Origin of the sequence: Microbispora corallina, assembly GCF_016863035.1 — a bacterium.
In the GTDB taxonomy this organism is placed as follows: Bacteria; Actinomycetota; Actinomycetes; order Streptosporangiales; family Streptosporangiaceae; genus Microbispora; species Microbispora corallina.
In genome coordinates, this window is the sequence record NZ_BOOC01000001.1 from 1 (window position 1) to 15,208 (window position 15,208).

Below are 15,208 nucleotides of genomic sequence, written 5' to 3' on the forward strand. Positions count from 1 at the left end.
GCCGTCGGTCCAGAACGAATAGAAGTAGCCGTTGTTCGTGCCGGTCTGGTTGCTGGTGATCGCCGCGTGGGCGACGCCGGGCACCAGCGCCACGGCCATGGCCAGCGCCACGGCGCAGGCGCGGGCGAACAGCCCGGCACGGCCGCGCCCGCGGCCTCTGCGGCGGATGGGGATGTCGTACATCTGCGTGTTCCTCCTGGTGTGAGCCGGCTGGAGGCCGGGGGCGCGCGACGACCACGGCGGTGGCGGGCGGCCGGGTGGCGGCCGCCGCTCGCCGATGTCGTGCGGCGCGCGGGGGGTGGGCCGGTCGTCGTGCGGTCGACGTCCGGGGGACCAGGTCGCGACGGAGCGATTCGGATCGACGGAGCGCCCCGTCGGCAGCGAAACTATCGGTTGACTGGCGAAAGTATCGGCTCGCTGTCAGGCGCTTGTCAACGGTTCTCGAAACATCCCGGTAACCTCACCGTGGACGGAAGATTCCCGCGCAGCTCGGTCCCCGCCGCCACCTGCGCAGCCGCCATCCATGTCGATCGCCGAAGCATGCCGAAGCCGCGCCCCTGTCTCCGAAAGTTTCGGAAACCTTCTCGGTCTCCGTCAGACGGGCTCCGACCCTCCTGATGACGTCTCCCGTCGCGGTGTCGATCCGGGGACGAGTCGTTCGTATAGCTGGTGACGGGCCGGCGAGGGGCCGGCCGCGACGTGAGGAGGTCACCGTGGGCAGGGTCGTCGTGGTCGAGAACGTGACGCTCGACGGGGTCATGCAGGCGCCGGGCGGCGCTGACGAGGACGCGCGGGGAGGCTTCCGGCACGGCGGCTGGGCCCGCCCGTACGCCGATCCGGTCATCGCGGAGAAGATGGGCATGGGCAGGGCCATGAGCGGGGACGGCGGGCTGCTCTTCGGCCGCCGCACCTACGAGCAGTTCCACGGCTTCTGGCCGAAGCAGACCGACGGCAACCCGTTCACCGAGGTGCTCGACCGGCGACGCAAGTACGTCGCCTCGCGAAGCCTCGTGGAGCCCCTGCCCTGGAAGAACTCGGTCCTCGTGCAGGGTGACGCGGCCGATTCCGTGGCCGCGCTCAGGCGCGACGTCGAGGGCGACCTGGTCGTGCTCGGCAGCGGCGAGCTGGTGCGGTCACTGGCGCGGGCCGGTCTGGTCGACGTCTACACGCTGGCGATCCATCCGCTCACGCTCGGCACCGGGACGAGGCTGTTCGCCGAGGGTGAGCACGCGTACGGCACGCTGGAGCTGGTCGAGGCCTCGCCGGCCCCCAACGGCGTCATCGTCGCGACCTACCGCCCGGCCGGCTGAGAGGATCACGTGACATGCGGCAGTACCTGCTCAGTGTGTACCAGCCCGACGGCGAGCCCCCGCCACCGGAGGTCCTCGCCCCGATCATGGCCGACCTCGGCGTCCTCGCCGAGGAGATGAAGGCCGCCGGCGCCTGGGTCTTCTCGGTCGGTCTGCGCCCGGCGAGCAGCGCGACCGTCGTGCGCTACCGCGATGGCGAGGCGCTGCTCACGGACGGCCCGTTCACCGAGGGGAAGGAGCACCTCGGCGGCTTCACCGTCATCAACGCGCCCGACCTCGACGCCGCGCTGGAGTGGGGCGCCAGGATGTCCCGCGCCGCCACGCTGCCGGTCGAGGTGCGGCCCCTGGCATGAACGGCGACATGACCGGCGACATGAACGGCGATACGAACCGCGGTATGAACGGCGGCGACATCGAGGGGATCTTCCGGAAGGAGTACGGCCGGGCGGTCGCCGTCCTGGTCCGCGTGTTCGGCGACATCGACCTCGCCGAGGAGGCGGTGCAGGACGCGTTCGCCTCGGCCGTGCGGCGCTGGCCGGTCGACGGGCCGCCCCCCAGCCCGGCCGGGTGGATCATCACGACGGCCCGCAACCGGGCGATCGACCGCCTGCGCCGCGAGTCGACGCGAGCCGGCCGGCAGGCCGAGGCGCTGCTGGTGCACGCGCCCGGCGACGCACCCGATCCCGGACAGGAGGGCCCGGTGGACGACGACCGGCTCCGGCTGATCTTCACCTGCTGCCATCCGGCGCTCGCGCCCGCCGCCCGCGTGGCGCTCACGCTCCGGCTGCTCGGAGGGCTGTCCACGGCCGAGATCGCGCGTGCGTTCCTCGTGCCGGAACCGACCATGGCCCAGCGGCTCGTCCGGGCCAAGGCCAAGATCCGTGACGCCGGCATCCCGTACCGGGTGCCGCGCGACGCCGATCTGCCCGACCGCCTCCACGCGGTCCTCGCCGTCGTCTACCTGATCTTCAACGAGGGCTACACCGCGAGCTCGGGCGGCGAGCTCGCCCGCGACGACCTGAGCGCAGAGGCCGTACGGCTCGGGCGGCTGCTCGCGGCGCTGATGCCCGACGAGCCGGAGGTGCTCGGCCTGCTCGCGCTCATGCTGCTGATCGAGGCGCGGCGGCCGGCCCGCACCGGTCCGGACGGCGAGCTCGTGCGGCTCGGCGACCAGGACCGCGGGCTGTGGGACCGCGCGCTGATCGCGGAGGGCCGCGCGCTGCTCAGGGAGTGCCTGCGCCGGGACCGGCCCGGCCCCTACCAGGTGCAGGCCGCCGTCAACGCCGTGCACAGCGAGGCCGCCACCGCCGCCGGCACCGACTGGCGGCAGATCCTCGCCCTGTACGACCACCTGGCCGCGCTGACGCCCACGCCGGTCGTCGCGCTGCACCGTGCGGTCGCGGTGGCCGAGGTGCACGGCCCCGCCGCCGCCCTGCCGCTCGTGGACGCCCTCCACGGCCTCGACCGCCACCACGTCCTCCACGCCGTGCGCGCCGACCTGCTCCGCCGCCTCGGCCGTACGGAGGACGCGGCGGCGGCCTACCGGCGGGCCGCCGAGCTCACCGGCAACGCCGCCGAGCGCCGCTACCTCCGCTCCCGGGCCGCCTGCTGAATGTGTCGGCGCGTCGGGGGTCACGTGCCGGGCCGGTCGACGCGCTTCGCGGCCGTCGGGCTCGCCTGGTCTCCGACTGCGGTCAGGAGGATCCGGCGTTGCCGGTCGCTGAGGTCGGCGACCTGCTCTCCGGCGCCGATGCCGGTGGCGGCGAGAAGGGTGCGGACGGACTGGGCGGTGGCGCCGGGCAGGGCGCGCAGGACGCTGCGGACGGGGGTCTGCCGGGTGACCGGATCCGTGCGCTCGAGGACCTGGGTGAGGCTGAGCCGTCCGGACCTGACCGCCCGGCTCAGCTCACTCCGGCTGAGCGGCGCGGCCGCCTCCGGCGGCTGATCAGGCAGGCGGCCATGTGCCGTTGAACCCGCCGATGAGGTGGTGTGCGAGGTCGGCGGGAGCCCTGAGGCCGGGTGGTCCTGCTGCTTGCGGCGCGGGGGCGCGGTGGGTGCGGGCGTCACCGTCATGGCCGCCTCCGCGCTGTCCAGCTCGGCGGACATCGTCCCGCCGGCGGCCTCCTCGTGACCGTCGTCGCCGTCGAGGGTGTGCGCGCCGGCCAGGAGGATGCCCGCCCCCGCCGCCGCGCCGGCGGCGATGGCGATGTGCCGCGGGGACAGGCGCCCGCTCTCCTGTCTGCCGGCGGCGAGCTTCATCCCGACGATGGCGGTGCGACAGAGCACGCCCATGACGACGGCGAGCAGGATCGGGACGATCCGGTCCGGCAGGGGGCTGAGGGACGCGGTCAGCACGCCGACCGCCGGGCTGAGGCAGGCCACGACCAGCCAGGGGACGAGCCGCCGCCTGGCGATGTCGAGCAGCGCGGCCAGCGCCAGGCCCTCGCTGGCCGAGTGCACGACCAGGGCGATGACGACCACGACGGAGGCCGTCAGGGCGAGGGCGGCGCCCTCGATGGCCCGGTGCAGGGTGAGCGCGGCGGCGGTGCCCATGCCGCCGAAGACCGCCGCGTCCACGCCCTGTTTCACCCGCCGGTGCAGGCCGGGGGCGTGCATCCCGGCTCGGGGCGGCTGGTCGTCCGGGCAGGCGCAGCCGCGGCGGGTGAAGTAGGTGATGACGAGGAACCCGAATCCGGCCGACAGGCCCAGCGCCCAGGGCGGGACGCCGGCCTCGGCCGCCTCCGCCCACGCGTCGGGGGCGAGGTCGACGAGAGCGGTGACCAGGATCATCGCCGACGCGACGGCCAGCCACAGGCTCATCCGCTTCGAGTTGCGCCGGGCGAGGAACGCGCCGACGAGGGTGGAGACGCAGACGAGCAGGACCGCGCCCACCGCCTCCGGCCGGGGCGCCTGAACGGCGGACACGGGCCCCATGGCCCACACGACGGTCCATGACGACATGCGTGAGCACCTCCTTGATCTGCTGAACGGGTGGAAAGTCGTGGCCGGACCGCACGGCGGACGCCGGATGCGGCCTGTTTACTCTCCGTAGTTATCCAGTTACCTTCCCACTTACACATGTGAGCGAGTGGGCAAGTATGGATTGCCCGTTCGTGGCGGCGGCGAGAGGGTGACAGACCGATGGCCAGGCCAGGAGATGTCTTGACGGCAGGAATCGGCGGACACATACTCCGTCGAATGAGCGAGCGTTCACATGTCGTGCCCCTGGCGCCCGACGGCTGCGCGGTCCGGGTGGTGGACGCCGAACGGGTGGCCGGTGTCCGCGAGGCGTTGCCGTCCGAGGAGACGGTCGGCGACCTGGCGCGGGTCTTCGGGCTGCTCGCCGATCCGGGGCGGCTGCGCCTGATAGCGGCGATGCTCGAAGGGGGAGAGATGTGCGTGTGCGACCTGGCGGCCGCGACCGGCCACAGCATGTCGGCCGCGTCGCACGCCCTGCGACTGCTGCGCGCCAACCGGGTGGTGAGGGTCCGCCGCAGCGGGCGGATGTCCTACTACCGGCTCGCCGACAGCCACGTCCGGATGCTGTTCGACCTGGCCCTCGTCCACGTCCGGCACGAGGGTCACGCGCGTCCGGACGACGAAAGCGAGATGAGGCGATGACCGAGCACCCGCCCGCCCTGCCGTCCACTCCTGCGGACACCCCGGCCTGCGCCTGCGCGGACGCCTGCTGCGGCTCCGCCGCCGCGGCGGCGGTCCCCGCCTCCGGGGCGCAGCGAGCCGGTCGCGACGAGGGCTGGGTGCGGGCGGCCCGCTGGGCCAGGGCCCTGTCATGGGTCAGCCTGGTCTGGATGACGGTCGAAGGGGCCGCCGGCATCGCCGCGGGCGTGGCCGCCGCCTCCATCGCGCTGATCGGGTGGGCGCTGTCATCCGCCGTGGAGGGGCTGGCAAGCGTCATCGTCATCTGGCGCTTCACCGGCTCCCGCACCCTGTCGGAGACCGCCGAAGGGCGCGCCCAGAAGGCCGTCGCGGTCTCGTTCTGGCTGCTGGCCCCCTACGTGGCCGTCGAGGCCGTGCACAAGCTCGTCTCCGGGCAGGCGGCCGAGTCCAGCGTGCCCGGCATCGTCCTCACCGCGCTCAGCCTCGTCCTCATGCCGCTGCTCGGCATCGCCAAGCACCGGCTCGGCGCCCGGCTCGGCTCCGGCGCCACCGCCGGGGAGGGCACCCAGAATCTCCTGTGCGCCTATCTGGCCGGCGCGGTCCTGGCCGGTCTGGCCGCCAACGCGTGGCTCGGCTGGTGGTGGCTGGATCCCCTGATCGGCCTGGCCGTCGCCGCCGTCGCCGTCACGGAGGGACGCGACGCGTGGCGCGGTGAGGAGTGCTGCTGACGGCGCCACGAGCTGTATCGCGAGTCGGACTCATACCTTTACGGGCCTTCACGGATTCTCCAACTGCGGCTAGTTTTCCCGATCAGTACGTATCGGGGACCCCTGTCATTGGACCCGGAGGAGAGCCCAATGCGCATCGCCCTCGGCACGAGAGTGGGCGCCGCCACCGCGGCCGCCGCCCTCATGCTTCCGCTCGTACCGGCCTCGCCGGCGAGCGCCGACCCCGACCCCGCGCAGATCGCGCAGTCGGTGGCCGTGTCCGGCATCAAGAAGCACCTGCAGAAACTGCAGGAGATCGCCAACGCCAACGGCGGCACCCGCGCCGCCGGGACGCCCGGTTTCGACGCCTCTCGCGACTATGTGGCGAGCCAGCTCAAGAAGGCCGGCTACGCCGTCACCGTCCAGCCGTTCCAGTTCCCGTACTTCCGGGAGAACTCCACAGCGGTGCTCCAGCGGACCGCGCCCTCCCCCAAGACGTACGCCCCCACCCCGCCCGACGGCAGCAGTGTGGGCGACTTCGCCACGATGACCTACTCGGGGTCCGGCGACGTCACAGCCTCCGTGCAGAACGTCGACCTGATGCTGCCGCCCGGCCCCACGCCGAGCAGCTCGACCTCCGGGTGCGAGGCCGCCGACTTCGCCGGGTTCACGCCGGGCGGCATCGCGCTGCTCCAGCGCGGCACCTGCACCTTCCAGGTCAAGGCGGAGAACGCGCAGGCCGCGGGCGCGTCCGGGGCGATCATCATGAACGAGGGCCAGCCGGGGCGCACCGACACGCTCCAGGGCACGCTGGGCGAGCCGACCGTGCACATCCCCGTGGTCGGCGTCAGCTTCGCCGTCGGCCAGGAGCTCTCCACCGCCGGGACCGCGGTGCGCGTGAAGACCGACACCACGAGCGAGATCCGCACGACCCAGAACGTCATCGCCGACTCCAAGTGGGGCGACCCGGCCAAGGTGGTCCAGCTCGGAGCGCACCTCGACAGCGTGCCGGCGGGACCGGGAATCAACGACAACGGCTCGGGCAGCGCCACGATCCTGGAGATCGCCTCGAAGCTCGGCAGGATCCCGACGCGCAACAAGCTGCGTTTCTCCTTCTGGAGCGCGGAGGAGCTGGGCCTGCTCGGGTCCGAGCACTACGTCGCGAGCCTGTCGCCGGCCGACCTGGCCAAGATCAGGCTGTACCTGAACTTCGACATGGTCGCCTCCCCCAACTACGCGCTGAAGATCTACGACGGTGACGACTCGGACGCGGTGGGCTCGCCCGCCGGTCCCCCCGGATCCGACGAGATCGAGAAGCTCTTCGAGAAGTACTTCGACACCATCCGTCAGGGCCACGTGGGCACCGACTTCGACGGCCGGTCCGACTACGGCCCGTTCATCGCGGCCGGCATCCCGGCGGGCGGGCTGTTCACCGGCGCCGAGGGCGTCAAGACCCCCGAGGAGCAGGCGTTGTTCGGCGGCACCGCCGGCCAGGCCTACGACTCCTGCTACCACCAGGCCTGCGACACGATCGCCAACATCAACGACAAGGCCCTGCTGCTGAACGCCGGCGCCATCGCCACCGCGACCGTGGTGTACGCGTTCAGCCGCGACCTGCCCGGCCCGGACACGCGTACCACCGCGCGGACCGCGGCGGCTCGATCCGCCCAGACCGGCCTCCGCGGGCGGGCCGCCGAGTAACAGGACAGACCCGGCCGTGGCGTGGCCGTGACCGCGTCGAAGGACCCGGCCGGCGGCCCGCCGGCCGGGCCCAGGCGTCCGGCGATCCCCGAGATCCTGATCGCCGGACGCCTTCCCGTCGTCACGGTTGTGACAGAGCGGCCCGGTCCGTTCCGCCAGTGACAGTGGCCGGCGGGCCCCGGGTACCGGACCTGCTCGACGGGGTCAGCCGGCTTCCAGTGGCGCCCAGTCGCTCCAGCCGCCGTTCTTCGCGGTCTGCCAGATGTGGTACGGCTGACCGTCGCCGCGGGTGGCGACCACCTCGAGCCTGCCGTCCTTGTTGCGGCCCACGCCGAGCCCTGAGCGGGTGAAGCCGGTGAACGTGCCGAGCCTGTCCCAGCCGCTCCAGCCGCCGTTCTTCGCGGTCTGCCACATGTGCTGGATGACGCCGTCGACGCGAACCGTGAACGCCTCGATGCGTCCGTCATCGTTGTTGGCGATCGCCACCGGGGCCGTCGTGTCGATCTCGCCGTTGCCGCGGTTGTCGAAGCCGGACCAGCCGCCGGTGCTCAGCTGCCACATGTGGCAGAAGTCTCCCCGGTACACGTTGTTGGTCGGCATGATCGCGACGAGCTCGAGTCGTCCGTCCTCGTTCTTGGCGGCGGCTATCGTCGCCAGAGTGGTCTCGTTGCAGTGCTCCATCGGCGCCCAGCCGCTCCAGGCGCCACCGGGAGCGAGCTGCCACTTGTGGTAGATCGCCGGAATGCCGCAACCGTATGGGCTCGCTATGCCGCACCCCACGGCGAACGCCTCCAGCCGCCCGCCGTCGTTCTGCGCGGAGGCCACCGGGCCGTTGATCAGGAACGTGGTGGTCGGCCTGCCGAGGTTGAGCGACGACCAGGAGGTTCCCGGCGTGGCCGAGGTCTGGAAGACCGACCACAGGTCGGCGCCGTCCGAGAGGAGCACCTCGATGCGGCCGTCCTTGTTGGTGGTCACCGAGAGACCGGTCATCAGGTTCCACTTGCCGAGCTGCGCCCAGCCGCTCCAGCCGCCGTTCGCTGCGAGCTGCCACATGTGGTAAAGCCTGCCGTCGGCCGTCCCGGCGAACACCTCCATGCGGCCGTCCTTGTTCGACCTGACGATCGGCCCCTGGGTAACGACACCGTCGGGAATTCGGGCGCGGGCCTGCCAGCCGTTCCAGCCGCCGCTGGGAAGCTGGAAGTTCGCGTAGAGAGTGTCATCGAGACCGAACGCGAAGACTTCCAGTCGCCCGTCCTCATTTGTACCGACGACCGTGCCCCACAGGGCGGGTGCCGCCGACGCCGGTATCGCCGTCGAGACACCCAACGCCGTCAGCATGACCGCGACGACGGACAGCCCCATGAATCGCTTCATGAGCCGTCTCAAACTCTTGTCCGGCATCCAGCCCTCCAGTTCCGCGAGCCGGGAATCGGCTCGGGGTGAGGGTCGGACACGCGGTATAGGTCCGATATAGCCCCTGGTAGGCCGCCATTTCCTACCCGGGGTCGGCTCGGCCCGCCGCGCGAATCAGGGGCGCGGGAGAACGAGCTCGGCGCCGAGCTGGGCGTACAGTTCGAGCTGGTCGTAGAAGACGCAGTGGACGGCGATGCGATCGCCGTCCATGGTGCGCAGGGAGCACCCCCGCACGTTGACGCACCGGCCGGTGGCCTCGATGATCTCGCCGTTCGGCATCGAGAACGGGCCGTGGTGAGTGCCGGTGATGACCCACTGCGTGATCAGGACGTTGCCGCAGACGACGACCCTGCTCCAGGGAGTCCAGCGGACGTCGGGGAAGGCGGTGAGGAACGCGCCCAGGAACGAGGCGATCTCGTCGCGGCCCTCACCCACGCCGACCGGCGAGACGTAGACCGCTCCTTCGGTGTAGCACCGCAGGGCGCCGTCCAGGTCGTGCCTGTTCATCGCGTTGATCAGGTCGTCCGAAAGGCCGGTCAGGTTCGACATGCGCGAGTCCCCCTCGTCGCGGTCTCCACCCATCCACCACGCTATCCGGACGTGGGGAACCGTCTCAGCCCGAGGGTGCTCATCGAGCGAACGGCCACTCAGGCCCGAGCAGGCGACTCGGCGTCACGGGCCGCGGCGCTCAGCTTGGCCAGGGCGTCCTGGGAGGGACCCCCGGGCTCCGCCCTGGCGATGGGAAGACGCCGGCCGGTGGCACGTGGACGTGACCTTCCAGGGCCTCCCCCGTGAACGCTATGCGGACGCCGGATCGTCCTTCGCCAGGTGCAGGCCGAGCTGTGTGTACAGCTCCAACTGATCGAAGTACTCCCGGTGCGTGACGACCCTTCCGTTCTCGATGAACGAGGCGCAGGTCCCGCGCAGCGTGATGCGGCGGCCTGTCGGCTCCAGTTCCCGCCCGTCGGGCAGCAGGAACGGCCCGGTTTGCGTGCCGGTCCCCGTCCATTCGACCACCAGGGGATTGTCGGTGCCGGTGGCCTCGTACCACACCGTCAGGTGGAGGTCCGGAAAGCCCTTGAAGAACTGCTCGAAGATCCAAGCGATCTGTTCGCGTCCCTCTGCCAGTCCTACGGGCGAGACGAAGACGGCGTTCTCAGTGAACAAATCGAGCATTCGGGGCACGTCGTGGTCGTTGATCGCGTCGGCCAGCCTGCGCTTGATCTCCCACTTGTCAGCCATGGCCGTGGCTCCTCCGTGGTCGGATGTCAACCCATGATCACACTACCGAGAGTGAGGTCGATCACGAACCACGAGGCCGTCGCGGACACGCCAGGGAATGCCGGGCAATCTCCCAGTCGGGGCAAATGGGTGTATACCCGCGCCGCACCGCCGTTTCGAGCGGACAGCCCGTCCTGCCCTCGATCATGCAGGTGGACGGTACAGGGTGCGCAGGACGTCGAACTCGTTGCCCTCGGGGTCGGCCATGACCACCCAGCTCCGGCCGGCACCCTGTCCCACGTCCACCTTGACGGCGCCGAGGCCGAGCAGCCTGGCCACCTCGTCGTCGGTGCTGCCGTCGATCGGGCTGACATCGAGGTGGAGCCGGTTCTTCACGGTCTTGCCCTCGGGCACCCGGATGAACGTCAGGGTGGGCGGCATCTGGCGGGCCCGGACCTCCTCGACGGTCGGCTCCCAGGAGCCGATCTCGACCTTGCCCTCGGTCCGGTCGATCACCGTGAAGTCCAGGACCGCGCACCAGAAGGCCGCGAGCCGCTCCGGATCGTGGCAGTCGACGACCAATTCAGTGAACCTACTGGTCATGACTCCCTCAGACGGTACGGACGGGGGCTCAGTCTACGGGGGCCGCACCGCCCGTCCGGTACGTCCGGGTAGGCCAGGGCCAACCCTCGGGAATCGATCGCCTGAGGCATGTCATCCGCCCGCGACGTCCTCGGCCTCCCAGCGCAGCAGGTCGCCCGGCTGGCACTGGAGCACCTCGCAGAGCGCGGCGAGCGTCGCGAAGCGCACCGCCTTGGCGCGGCCGTTCTTGAGCACCGCCAGGTTGGCGGGCGTGATCCCCACCCGGTCCGCGAGCTCGCCCACGGACATCTTCCGCCTGGCCAGCATCACGTCGATGTCGACGGCGATCGGCATCAGATCACCTCGTCCAGCTCGGCCTGCATCTGCGCCGCCTCGACGTCGCGCGCGACGGCCTGGGCGAGCAGCATCCGCAGCACGAGCACGATGAGCGCGACCCCGAGGATGCCCACGCCGACCCCGCCCATGATCAGGGTGACGCCCGGGTCGTCCCGCTGGCCCGGCGCGTTGACGATCGTGACCGCGAACCACACGAGAGCGGCCGCCACGATCGCACCGATCACGCCGTCCACGTACCGGAAGGCGGCGTGGGAGAACACGGTTCCACGTCGCACCATCGACACCAGCCGCAGTACGCAGACCAGGGCGACCTGGACCGACACCATGCCCAGGATCGTGATCACGCGCAGCGGGGTCAGCGGGAGCGACCCGTCCTCCGGATCGGTGGCCAACGCCCACACCATCGATACCTGTATCAACACCGTGCCGGCGAGCACCACCAGGAGCACGGCACGCAGCGCATGCACTGTCAGCTTTCCCACGGCCTATCCTTCCATCGAGTCACGATAGGAATCTATCGAATGTCGATAGATGACGCAAGGTCGAAGCCGGCCTCACCGGAGCTGAAAGACCTGATGGCCAGTATGGGCCCGCAGACGGCAGAGGGCCGGCGACGGCAGGTACGGCGCCCCCGCCGGAGGCGGCGGCCATCACATGGCCGCGGGCCGCAGGCCCAGCCACTGCTCGGCGTCCCAGGCCTGGAACCGCTCGACCTCGGTGAACCCCAGCTTTGCCGCGAGGCGCATCGAGCCGACGTTGGCGCTCTGGGTGGTGAGCACCACCGGCTCGCCGGGAAGGACGCCGTCGAACCAGTCGAGTGCCGCCGCGCACGCCTCGGCGGCGTACCCGTGCCCCCAGGCTCTCGGAAGGAACAGGTAACCGAGATCGGCCTTCCCCACGGCAGCCGGGCGACGGTGCCCGGCCGCTCTCCTGAGCAGGATCTGGCCGATCATCGCCCCGTCGAGCTCGACGACGAAACTCCCCGGCCATCGCTCCGGCACCTCCGGCATCTCACGCTCAAGCTCGTCACGTGGGCGGGGACCGCCGAGGTAGGTGTGCACCTCCGGCGAGGCGAGCAGCTCGACGAACGTTGTACGGTCCCGCGCCTCGGGCTCACGGAGCACGAGCCGCTCGGTCCGGATCAGCTCAGGCGGCCAAGCCACATGTCCTAGATCTGACATGCGCGCACGCTAACAACCCTCTAGAACGACGTTCAACTCGGGGATGAACGCATGGCTCACCGGCCGAGCCATGGGCGCGGCCGGGTGAACAATCCCGGCTCGGGTGTTTCGTGATGCCCGCCGTGGCGGTGCAGTTCGCGGACGAGCACAGGCATGGGTCAGCGCGTCAGCCTCGATGGGCCACAAGATCGTCATGCAGGCCGATGCGCCCGATCTTGCCGCTCTTGGGATGAGGCCATCGTCGTGATCGCGCGGTCCGAGATTGGGCTGGAGTAGACGACGCTGGTCATGACGGAGCCGAGTCCGGCGATTCGGCCCGTCGTTGTTTCGAGGTGGCGCATGGAAGCGGCGAGGACCTTGAGCACGAAGCAGTCTTCGCCTGTGACGTGGTGGGCTTCTATGATTTCAGGTGTGGTCGCAACCAGATCATGGAACGGTTTGTAGTTGCCCGTGGGGTAGCGGAGGCGCACGAAGGCCAGGATGCCGAGTCCCAGCTGTTGCGGGTCCACCACTGCCGAGTACCCGCGGATCACACCGCTTTCTTCCAGCCGCCGCACCCGCTCGCTGACAGCACTGGCCGACATGGACACGATCCGTGCTAGCTCGGCGTAACTGGCCCGTCCGTTCTCCTGCAGGGCTTCCAGGATGCGCATGTCGGTCTGGTCGATGAAATCGGCGGCCATAGACAACAAATACCATTAGATCCCCGGTCGCAGCCCGGAACAGCCGGGGATCGCCTGTTCCGGTGTGTGGTGACACTTCGTAGTGTTTCACGCATGAACAACCCTGCTGCAAGCCCTGCACTGCGCGTGCCGCCCGCGCCTCCCATCGAAGCCGCCGCCTTCTTTACCGCACGCCTCACCTTCCAGGCGGACGTCTCCGACGTCCGCGCCTCACTCGACTCTGACAACCCGGGCTTCGTTCTGGTCGATTCGCGGGGGAGTGCCGGCTGGCAGCAAGGTCATGTGCCGGGCGCGGTTCACCTGCCCACCGCCGACATCCCGACCCGGGCCACAAGCCTGCTCGACCCCAAGGTCCCGGTCATCACCTACTGCTGGGGGCCTGGCTGCGACGGCGCCACCCGCGCGGCGCTCGCCCTCAGCCAGCTCGGCTACCGGGTCAAGGAAATGATCGGTGGTATCGAGTACTGGATCCGCGAGGGCTTCCCGGTTGTATCTCCGACCGGTACCGAGCAGCGTGAGGCGGACCCGTTGACCGCTCCCATCGGCTCCATCACCTGCGCATGCTGATGGACACCACACGGCTGGGCGGCACGGTCCGCCCAGCCGTGCCGGCCGACCTGCCTACAGTGGCGAGACTGTGCGCCGCCCATGCCACGTTCGAGCGCGCCGAACCTCTCCCTGACGATCTCGCGGCTCGCCTGGAGTCCGCCTTGTTCTCGGCACATCCGAGGGCGTGGTGTTTCGTGGCCGATCACAAGGGAGAACTGATCGGCTACGCAACATGCTCACTTGAGTTCTCCACCTGGCAGGCGGCCGACTACCTCCACCTGGACTGCCTGTTCATCACCGAGCCACACCGAGGGGAAGGCTGGGGGCGCAAACTGCTCGACGCCGTGAAGCGCACAGCAGCGGCCCTCGGCGCGGTGCAGGTGCAATGGCAGACGCCCGACTGGAACGCCGACGCCATCCGCTTCTATGACCGGGCAGGAGCCCAGGCATCCTCAAAGGTCAGGTTCTCGCTCCGCGTCTAGCCAACCGGTATGGGACTCCGGGTGGCGCCACGCTACAGATCACACGTCGTAGTTCTGATTAGTCCTTGATCCCCGCGCTGTCAGCTTGTCGCCGTTTGTTCTGGCACGCATCTGGCACGCGGTTCAGCCTGCGTAGCTGTCACTCGGGCGCTGAGCGCGCCGCCGGAGCTTGGGCTCCTCTCAGAGAGTCCAGCTTCGCCCGTGAGAGGATTGCTGTCATGACAGGTAAAGTGACTCCGGGCCGCGAGGTTGTGCTCGAGACGAGTCGCCTGCTGCTCAGACCTTGGCGGGTAGCCGAGGCTGTCGTCCAGCGTGAGCTGTGGACAGAACGGGATCCACGAGTGCCGCCACACCGCCGAATCGACGCGGATGGACACCCCACGGTCGCAGAGCTCGAGGATTCGATCCGCGCCAACCAGCCATCGTCGATCGGGTTGCTGGCGGTCGAGCGGAAGGCCGCTCGTGACGTTATCGGCTACTGCGGGCTGGTCGACAGCGGACGAGGATCGGAAGGGGAACCGGAACTGGCGTTCGAGCTGCTACGCCGAGTCTGGCGTCAGGGATACACGACCGAGGCCTCGTTGGCGGTTCTGGACTGGGCAAGATCGTCCGGGTACGAACGTCTGTGGGCCACGGTCTGGGAGTGGAACACCGCTTCTCGCCGTGTACTGGCCAAGGTCGGGTTCACCGAGACCGAGCGGAAGGAAGTGGACGCGGTCTACGGGACCACCCTGTTCACCACGAGAAGGCTCTGACGGTCGGCGTGGCTCGGTGCCGGGGTCGGCATTCGTACGGTCGCCGAGTACCTCGGTCACGCCGACCCTGGGTTCACGCTCCGGACGGACACCCACCTGATGCCGAACGCAGCGGATCGGGCGCGCAGGGCCATGGACGCGTTCTTCACGCAAGAGCAGACCGGGTCGAGTGCCCTGGTTGTGCCCTCAGGAAGATCAATACTGGCAGACGCGGGGTGCCCTTACTTCCACTGGAAGTAGACGAACAGGCGGCCGTGGTTCTTGGCGTCCTTGTCGATCCGGTGGTAGAGGGCCTTGATCTCCTTCTGCTCCAGGAAGCGCAGCACCTTCTTCTTGAGCTGCCCCGACCCCTTGCCGGGGATGATCTCCACCTGTGTCGCCTTCTTCCGGACGGCCTCCTGGATGATGCCGTGCAGCGCGCGGTCGATCTCGCTGCCCTTGTTGTAGATGTCGTGGAGATCCAGCTTGAGCTTCACGACCCCGAGTCTAGGACGACGCCCCCTCCCCCGTCTCACCCGAAAATCCCATGAAAAATCGTTCTATAGAACGATCTAGTCTGCAAAATGGTCGCCAGTTAGACTCCCTGTCAGGTTCGGCCACCCGGCACGGGTGGCCGTTCGCTCGTCGCCCACGGGGAGGGCCGCCGTCC

The 15,208-nt window shown here is 69.8% G+C and carries 19 protein-coding genes and 1 pseudogene; 9 read left to right on the forward strand and 11 right to left on the reverse strand.

What is annotated here, in order from left to right:
• A pseudogene (locus Mco01_RS00005) lies at positions 1-183 on the reverse strand (glycoside hydrolase family 11 protein); the annotation flags it as partial.
• 530 nt (positions 184-713) lie between these two features.
• On the opposite strand from Mco01_RS00005, the gene Mco01_RS00010 reads away from it, so the two are divergent.
• Genes Mco01_RS00010 through Mco01_RS00020 form a run of 3 tightly spaced genes read left to right on the forward strand, consistent with a single transcriptional unit; the run spans position 714 to position 2,922 of the window.
• Positions 714-1,310 (forward strand): dihydrofolate reductase family protein, encoded by a 597-nt coding sequence (locus Mco01_RS00010; RefSeq protein WP_204054851.1) that lies wholly within the window; start codon positions 714-716, stop codon positions 1,308-1,310.
• Between the two features lie 14 nt (positions 1,311-1,324).
• Positions 1,325-1,663: a YciI family protein gene (locus tag Mco01_RS00015; RefSeq protein WP_204054852.1), complete on the forward strand. Its 339-nt coding sequence runs from the start codon at positions 1,325-1,327 to the stop codon at positions 1,661-1,663.
• Positions 1,660-2,922 carry an RNA polymerase sigma factor gene (locus Mco01_RS00020; RefSeq protein ID WP_239103221.1) on the forward strand — a complete coding sequence of 421 codons (1,263 nt, stop codon included), beginning with the start codon at positions 1,660-1,662 and terminating at the stop codon, positions 2,920-2,922. The genes Mco01_RS00015 and Mco01_RS00020 overlap by 4 nt, the downstream gene beginning before the upstream one ends.
• Positions 2,923-2,942: 20 nt before the next feature.
• Here Mco01_RS00020 and Mco01_RS00025 read toward each other — a convergent pair whose 3' ends face one another.
• A complete protein-coding gene (locus Mco01_RS00025) occupies positions 2,943-4,271 on the reverse strand; it encodes a hypothetical protein (protein WP_204054853.1) in 1,329 nt (442 codons plus the stop codon).
• 237 nt (positions 4,272-4,508) lie between these two features.
• Between Mco01_RS00025 and Mco01_RS00030 the strand changes: the two genes are divergently transcribed.
• The 3 genes from Mco01_RS00030 to Mco01_RS00040 all read left to right on the forward strand — a co-directional run bounded on the left by Mco01_RS00030 (position 4,509) and on the right by Mco01_RS00040 (position 7,336).
• Positions 4,509-4,931: an ArsR/SmtB family transcription factor gene (locus Mco01_RS00030; protein WP_204054854.1), complete on the forward strand. Its 423-nt coding sequence runs from the start codon at positions 4,509-4,511 to the stop codon at positions 4,929-4,931.
• On the forward strand, positions 4,928-5,656 hold the full coding sequence (locus Mco01_RS00035; protein WP_239103222.1) for a cation diffusion facilitator family transporter: 729 nt from the start codon (positions 4,928-4,930) through the stop codon (positions 5,654-5,656). The genes Mco01_RS00030 and Mco01_RS00035 overlap by 4 nt, the downstream gene beginning before the upstream one ends.
• 129 nt (positions 5,657-5,785) lie before the next feature.
• Positions 5,786-7,336 carry a M28 family metallopeptidase gene (locus tag Mco01_RS00040; protein ID WP_204054855.1) on the forward strand — a complete coding sequence of 517 codons (1,551 nt, stop codon included), beginning with the start codon at positions 5,786-5,788 and terminating at the stop codon, positions 7,334-7,336.
• A gap of 204 nt (positions 7,337-7,540) precedes the next feature.
• Here the strand turns inward: Mco01_RS00040 and Mco01_RS00045 are convergent, their stop codons facing one another.
• The 8 genes from Mco01_RS00045 to Mco01_RS00080 form a co-directional block, all read right to left on the reverse strand.
• Entirely contained in the window at positions 7,541-8,710 is a 1,170-nt protein-coding gene (locus Mco01_RS00045) for a PLL family lectin (RefSeq protein WP_204054856.1), read from the reverse strand.
• A 153-nt stretch (positions 8,711-8,863) separates the two neighbouring features.
• Complete coding sequence (locus Mco01_RS00050; protein WP_204054857.1) at positions 8,864-9,298, reverse strand: ester cyclase; 435 nt, start codon at positions 9,296-9,298, stop codon at positions 8,864-8,866.
• 249 nt (positions 9,299-9,547) lie between these two features.
• A complete protein-coding gene (locus Mco01_RS00055; RefSeq protein WP_204054858.1) occupies positions 9,548-9,991 on the reverse strand; it encodes an ester cyclase in 444 nt (147 codons plus the stop codon).
• Positions 9,992-10,174: 183 nt separating this feature from the next.
• A complete protein-coding gene (locus Mco01_RS00060; protein WP_204054859.1) occupies positions 10,175-10,573 on the reverse strand; it encodes a VOC family protein in 399 nt (132 codons plus the stop codon).
• Positions 10,574-10,684: 111 nt separating this feature from the next.
• On the reverse strand, positions 10,685-10,906 hold the full coding sequence (locus Mco01_RS00065) for a helix-turn-helix domain-containing protein (RefSeq protein WP_204054860.1): 222 nt from the start codon (positions 10,904-10,906) through the stop codon (positions 10,685-10,687).
• The gene (locus Mco01_RS00070) at positions 10,906-11,391 is read right to left on the reverse strand and encodes a DUF2975 domain-containing protein (protein WP_204054861.1); all 486 of its coding nucleotides are present in this window, start codon (positions 11,389-11,391) and stop codon (positions 10,906-10,908) included. Before Mco01_RS00070 ends, Mco01_RS00065 begins: the two co-directional genes overlap by 1 nt.
• A 168-nt stretch (positions 11,392-11,559) precedes the next feature.
• Entirely contained in the window at positions 11,560-12,072 is a 513-nt protein-coding gene (locus tag Mco01_RS00075) for a GNAT family N-acetyltransferase (RefSeq protein ID WP_239103223.1), read from the reverse strand.
• A gap of 209 nt (positions 12,073-12,281) precedes the next feature.
• Complete coding sequence (locus Mco01_RS00080) at positions 12,282-12,773, reverse strand: Lrp/AsnC family transcriptional regulator (protein WP_204054863.1); 492 nt, start codon at positions 12,771-12,773, stop codon at positions 12,282-12,284.
• Between the two features lie 93 nt (positions 12,774-12,866).
• On the opposite strand from Mco01_RS00080, the gene Mco01_RS00085 reads away from it, so the two are divergent.
• The 3 genes from Mco01_RS00085 (at position 12,867) to Mco01_RS00095 (ending at position 14,559) form a co-directional block, all read left to right on the forward strand.
• Positions 12,867-13,340 (forward strand): rhodanese-like domain-containing protein, encoded by a 474-nt coding sequence (locus Mco01_RS00085; protein WP_204054864.1) that lies wholly within the window; start codon positions 12,867-12,869, stop codon positions 13,338-13,340.
• Complete coding sequence (locus tag Mco01_RS00090) at positions 13,334-13,804, forward strand: GNAT family N-acetyltransferase (protein WP_204054865.1); 471 nt, start codon at positions 13,334-13,336, stop codon at positions 13,802-13,804. The genes Mco01_RS00085 and Mco01_RS00090 overlap by 7 nt, the downstream gene beginning before the upstream one ends.
• Positions 13,805-14,022: 218 nt before the next feature.
• Positions 14,023-14,559 (forward strand): GNAT family N-acetyltransferase, encoded by a 537-nt coding sequence (locus tag Mco01_RS00095; RefSeq protein WP_204054866.1) that lies wholly within the window; start codon positions 14,023-14,025, stop codon positions 14,557-14,559.
• A 221-nt stretch (positions 14,560-14,780) separates the two neighbouring features.
• On the opposite strand, the gene Mco01_RS00100 is transcribed toward Mco01_RS00095, so the two are convergent.
• Positions 14,781-15,035, reverse strand: a complete 255-nt coding sequence (locus Mco01_RS00100) for a Smr/MutS family protein (RefSeq protein WP_036321177.1) — start codon at positions 15,033-15,035, stop codon at positions 14,781-14,783.
• Between the last annotated feature and the right edge of the window lie 173 nt (positions 15,036-15,208).

Excerpts from the sequence above, each read along its gene's own strand:
- Mco01_RS00045 (WP_204054856.1), bottom strand. The coding sequence starts at position 8,710 with ATGAAGCGATTCATGGGGCTGTCCGTCGTCGCGGTCATGCTGACGGCG.
- Mco01_RS00055 (WP_204054858.1), bottom strand. The coding sequence starts at position 9,991 with ATGGCTGACAAGTGGGAGATCAAGCGCAGGCTGGCCGACGCGATCAAC.
- Mco01_RS00035 (WP_239103222.1), top strand. The coding sequence starts at position 4,928 with ATGACCGAGCACCCGCCCGCCCTGCCGTCCACTCCTGCGGACACCCCG.
- Mco01_RS00030 (WP_204054854.1), top strand. The coding sequence starts at position 4,509 with ATGAGCGAGCGTTCACATGTCGTGCCCCTGGCGCCCGACGGCTGCGCG.
- Mco01_RS00080 (WP_204054863.1), bottom strand. The coding sequence starts at position 12,773 with ATGGCCGCCGATTTCATCGACCAGACCGACATGCGCATCCTGGAAGCC.
- Mco01_RS00085 (WP_204054864.1), top strand. The coding sequence starts at position 12,867 with ATGAACAACCCTGCTGCAAGCCCTGCACTGCGCGTGCCGCCCGCGCCT.
- Mco01_RS00050 (WP_204054857.1), bottom strand. The coding sequence starts at position 9,298 with ATGTCGAACCTGACCGGCCTTTCGGACGACCTGATCAACGCGATGAAC.
- Mco01_RS00090 (WP_204054865.1), top strand. The coding sequence starts at position 13,334 with ATGCTGATGGACACCACACGGCTGGGCGGCACGGTCCGCCCAGCCGTG.
- Mco01_RS00065 (WP_204054860.1), bottom strand. The coding sequence starts at position 10,906 with ATGCCGATCGCCGTCGACATCGACGTGATGCTGGCCAGGCGGAAGATG.
- Mco01_RS00015 (WP_204054852.1), top strand. The coding sequence starts at position 1,325 with ATGCGGCAGTACCTGCTCAGTGTGTACCAGCCCGACGGCGAGCCCCCG.
- Mco01_RS00020 (WP_239103221.1), top strand. The coding sequence starts at position 1,660 with ATGAACGGCGACATGACCGGCGACATGAACGGCGATACGAACCGCGGT.
- Mco01_RS00025 (WP_204054853.1), bottom strand. The coding sequence starts at position 4,271 with ATGTCGTCATGGACCGTCGTGTGGGCCATGGGGCCCGTGTCCGCCGTT.
- Mco01_RS00095 (WP_204054866.1), top strand. The coding sequence starts at position 14,023 with ATGACAGGTAAAGTGACTCCGGGCCGCGAGGTTGTGCTCGAGACGAGT.
- Mco01_RS00040 (WP_204054855.1), top strand. The coding sequence starts at position 5,786 with ATGCGCATCGCCCTCGGCACGAGAGTGGGCGCCGCCACCGCGGCCGCC.
- Mco01_RS00060 (WP_204054859.1), bottom strand. The coding sequence starts at position 10,573 with ATGACCAGTAGGTTCACTGAATTGGTCGTCGACTGCCACGATCCGGAG.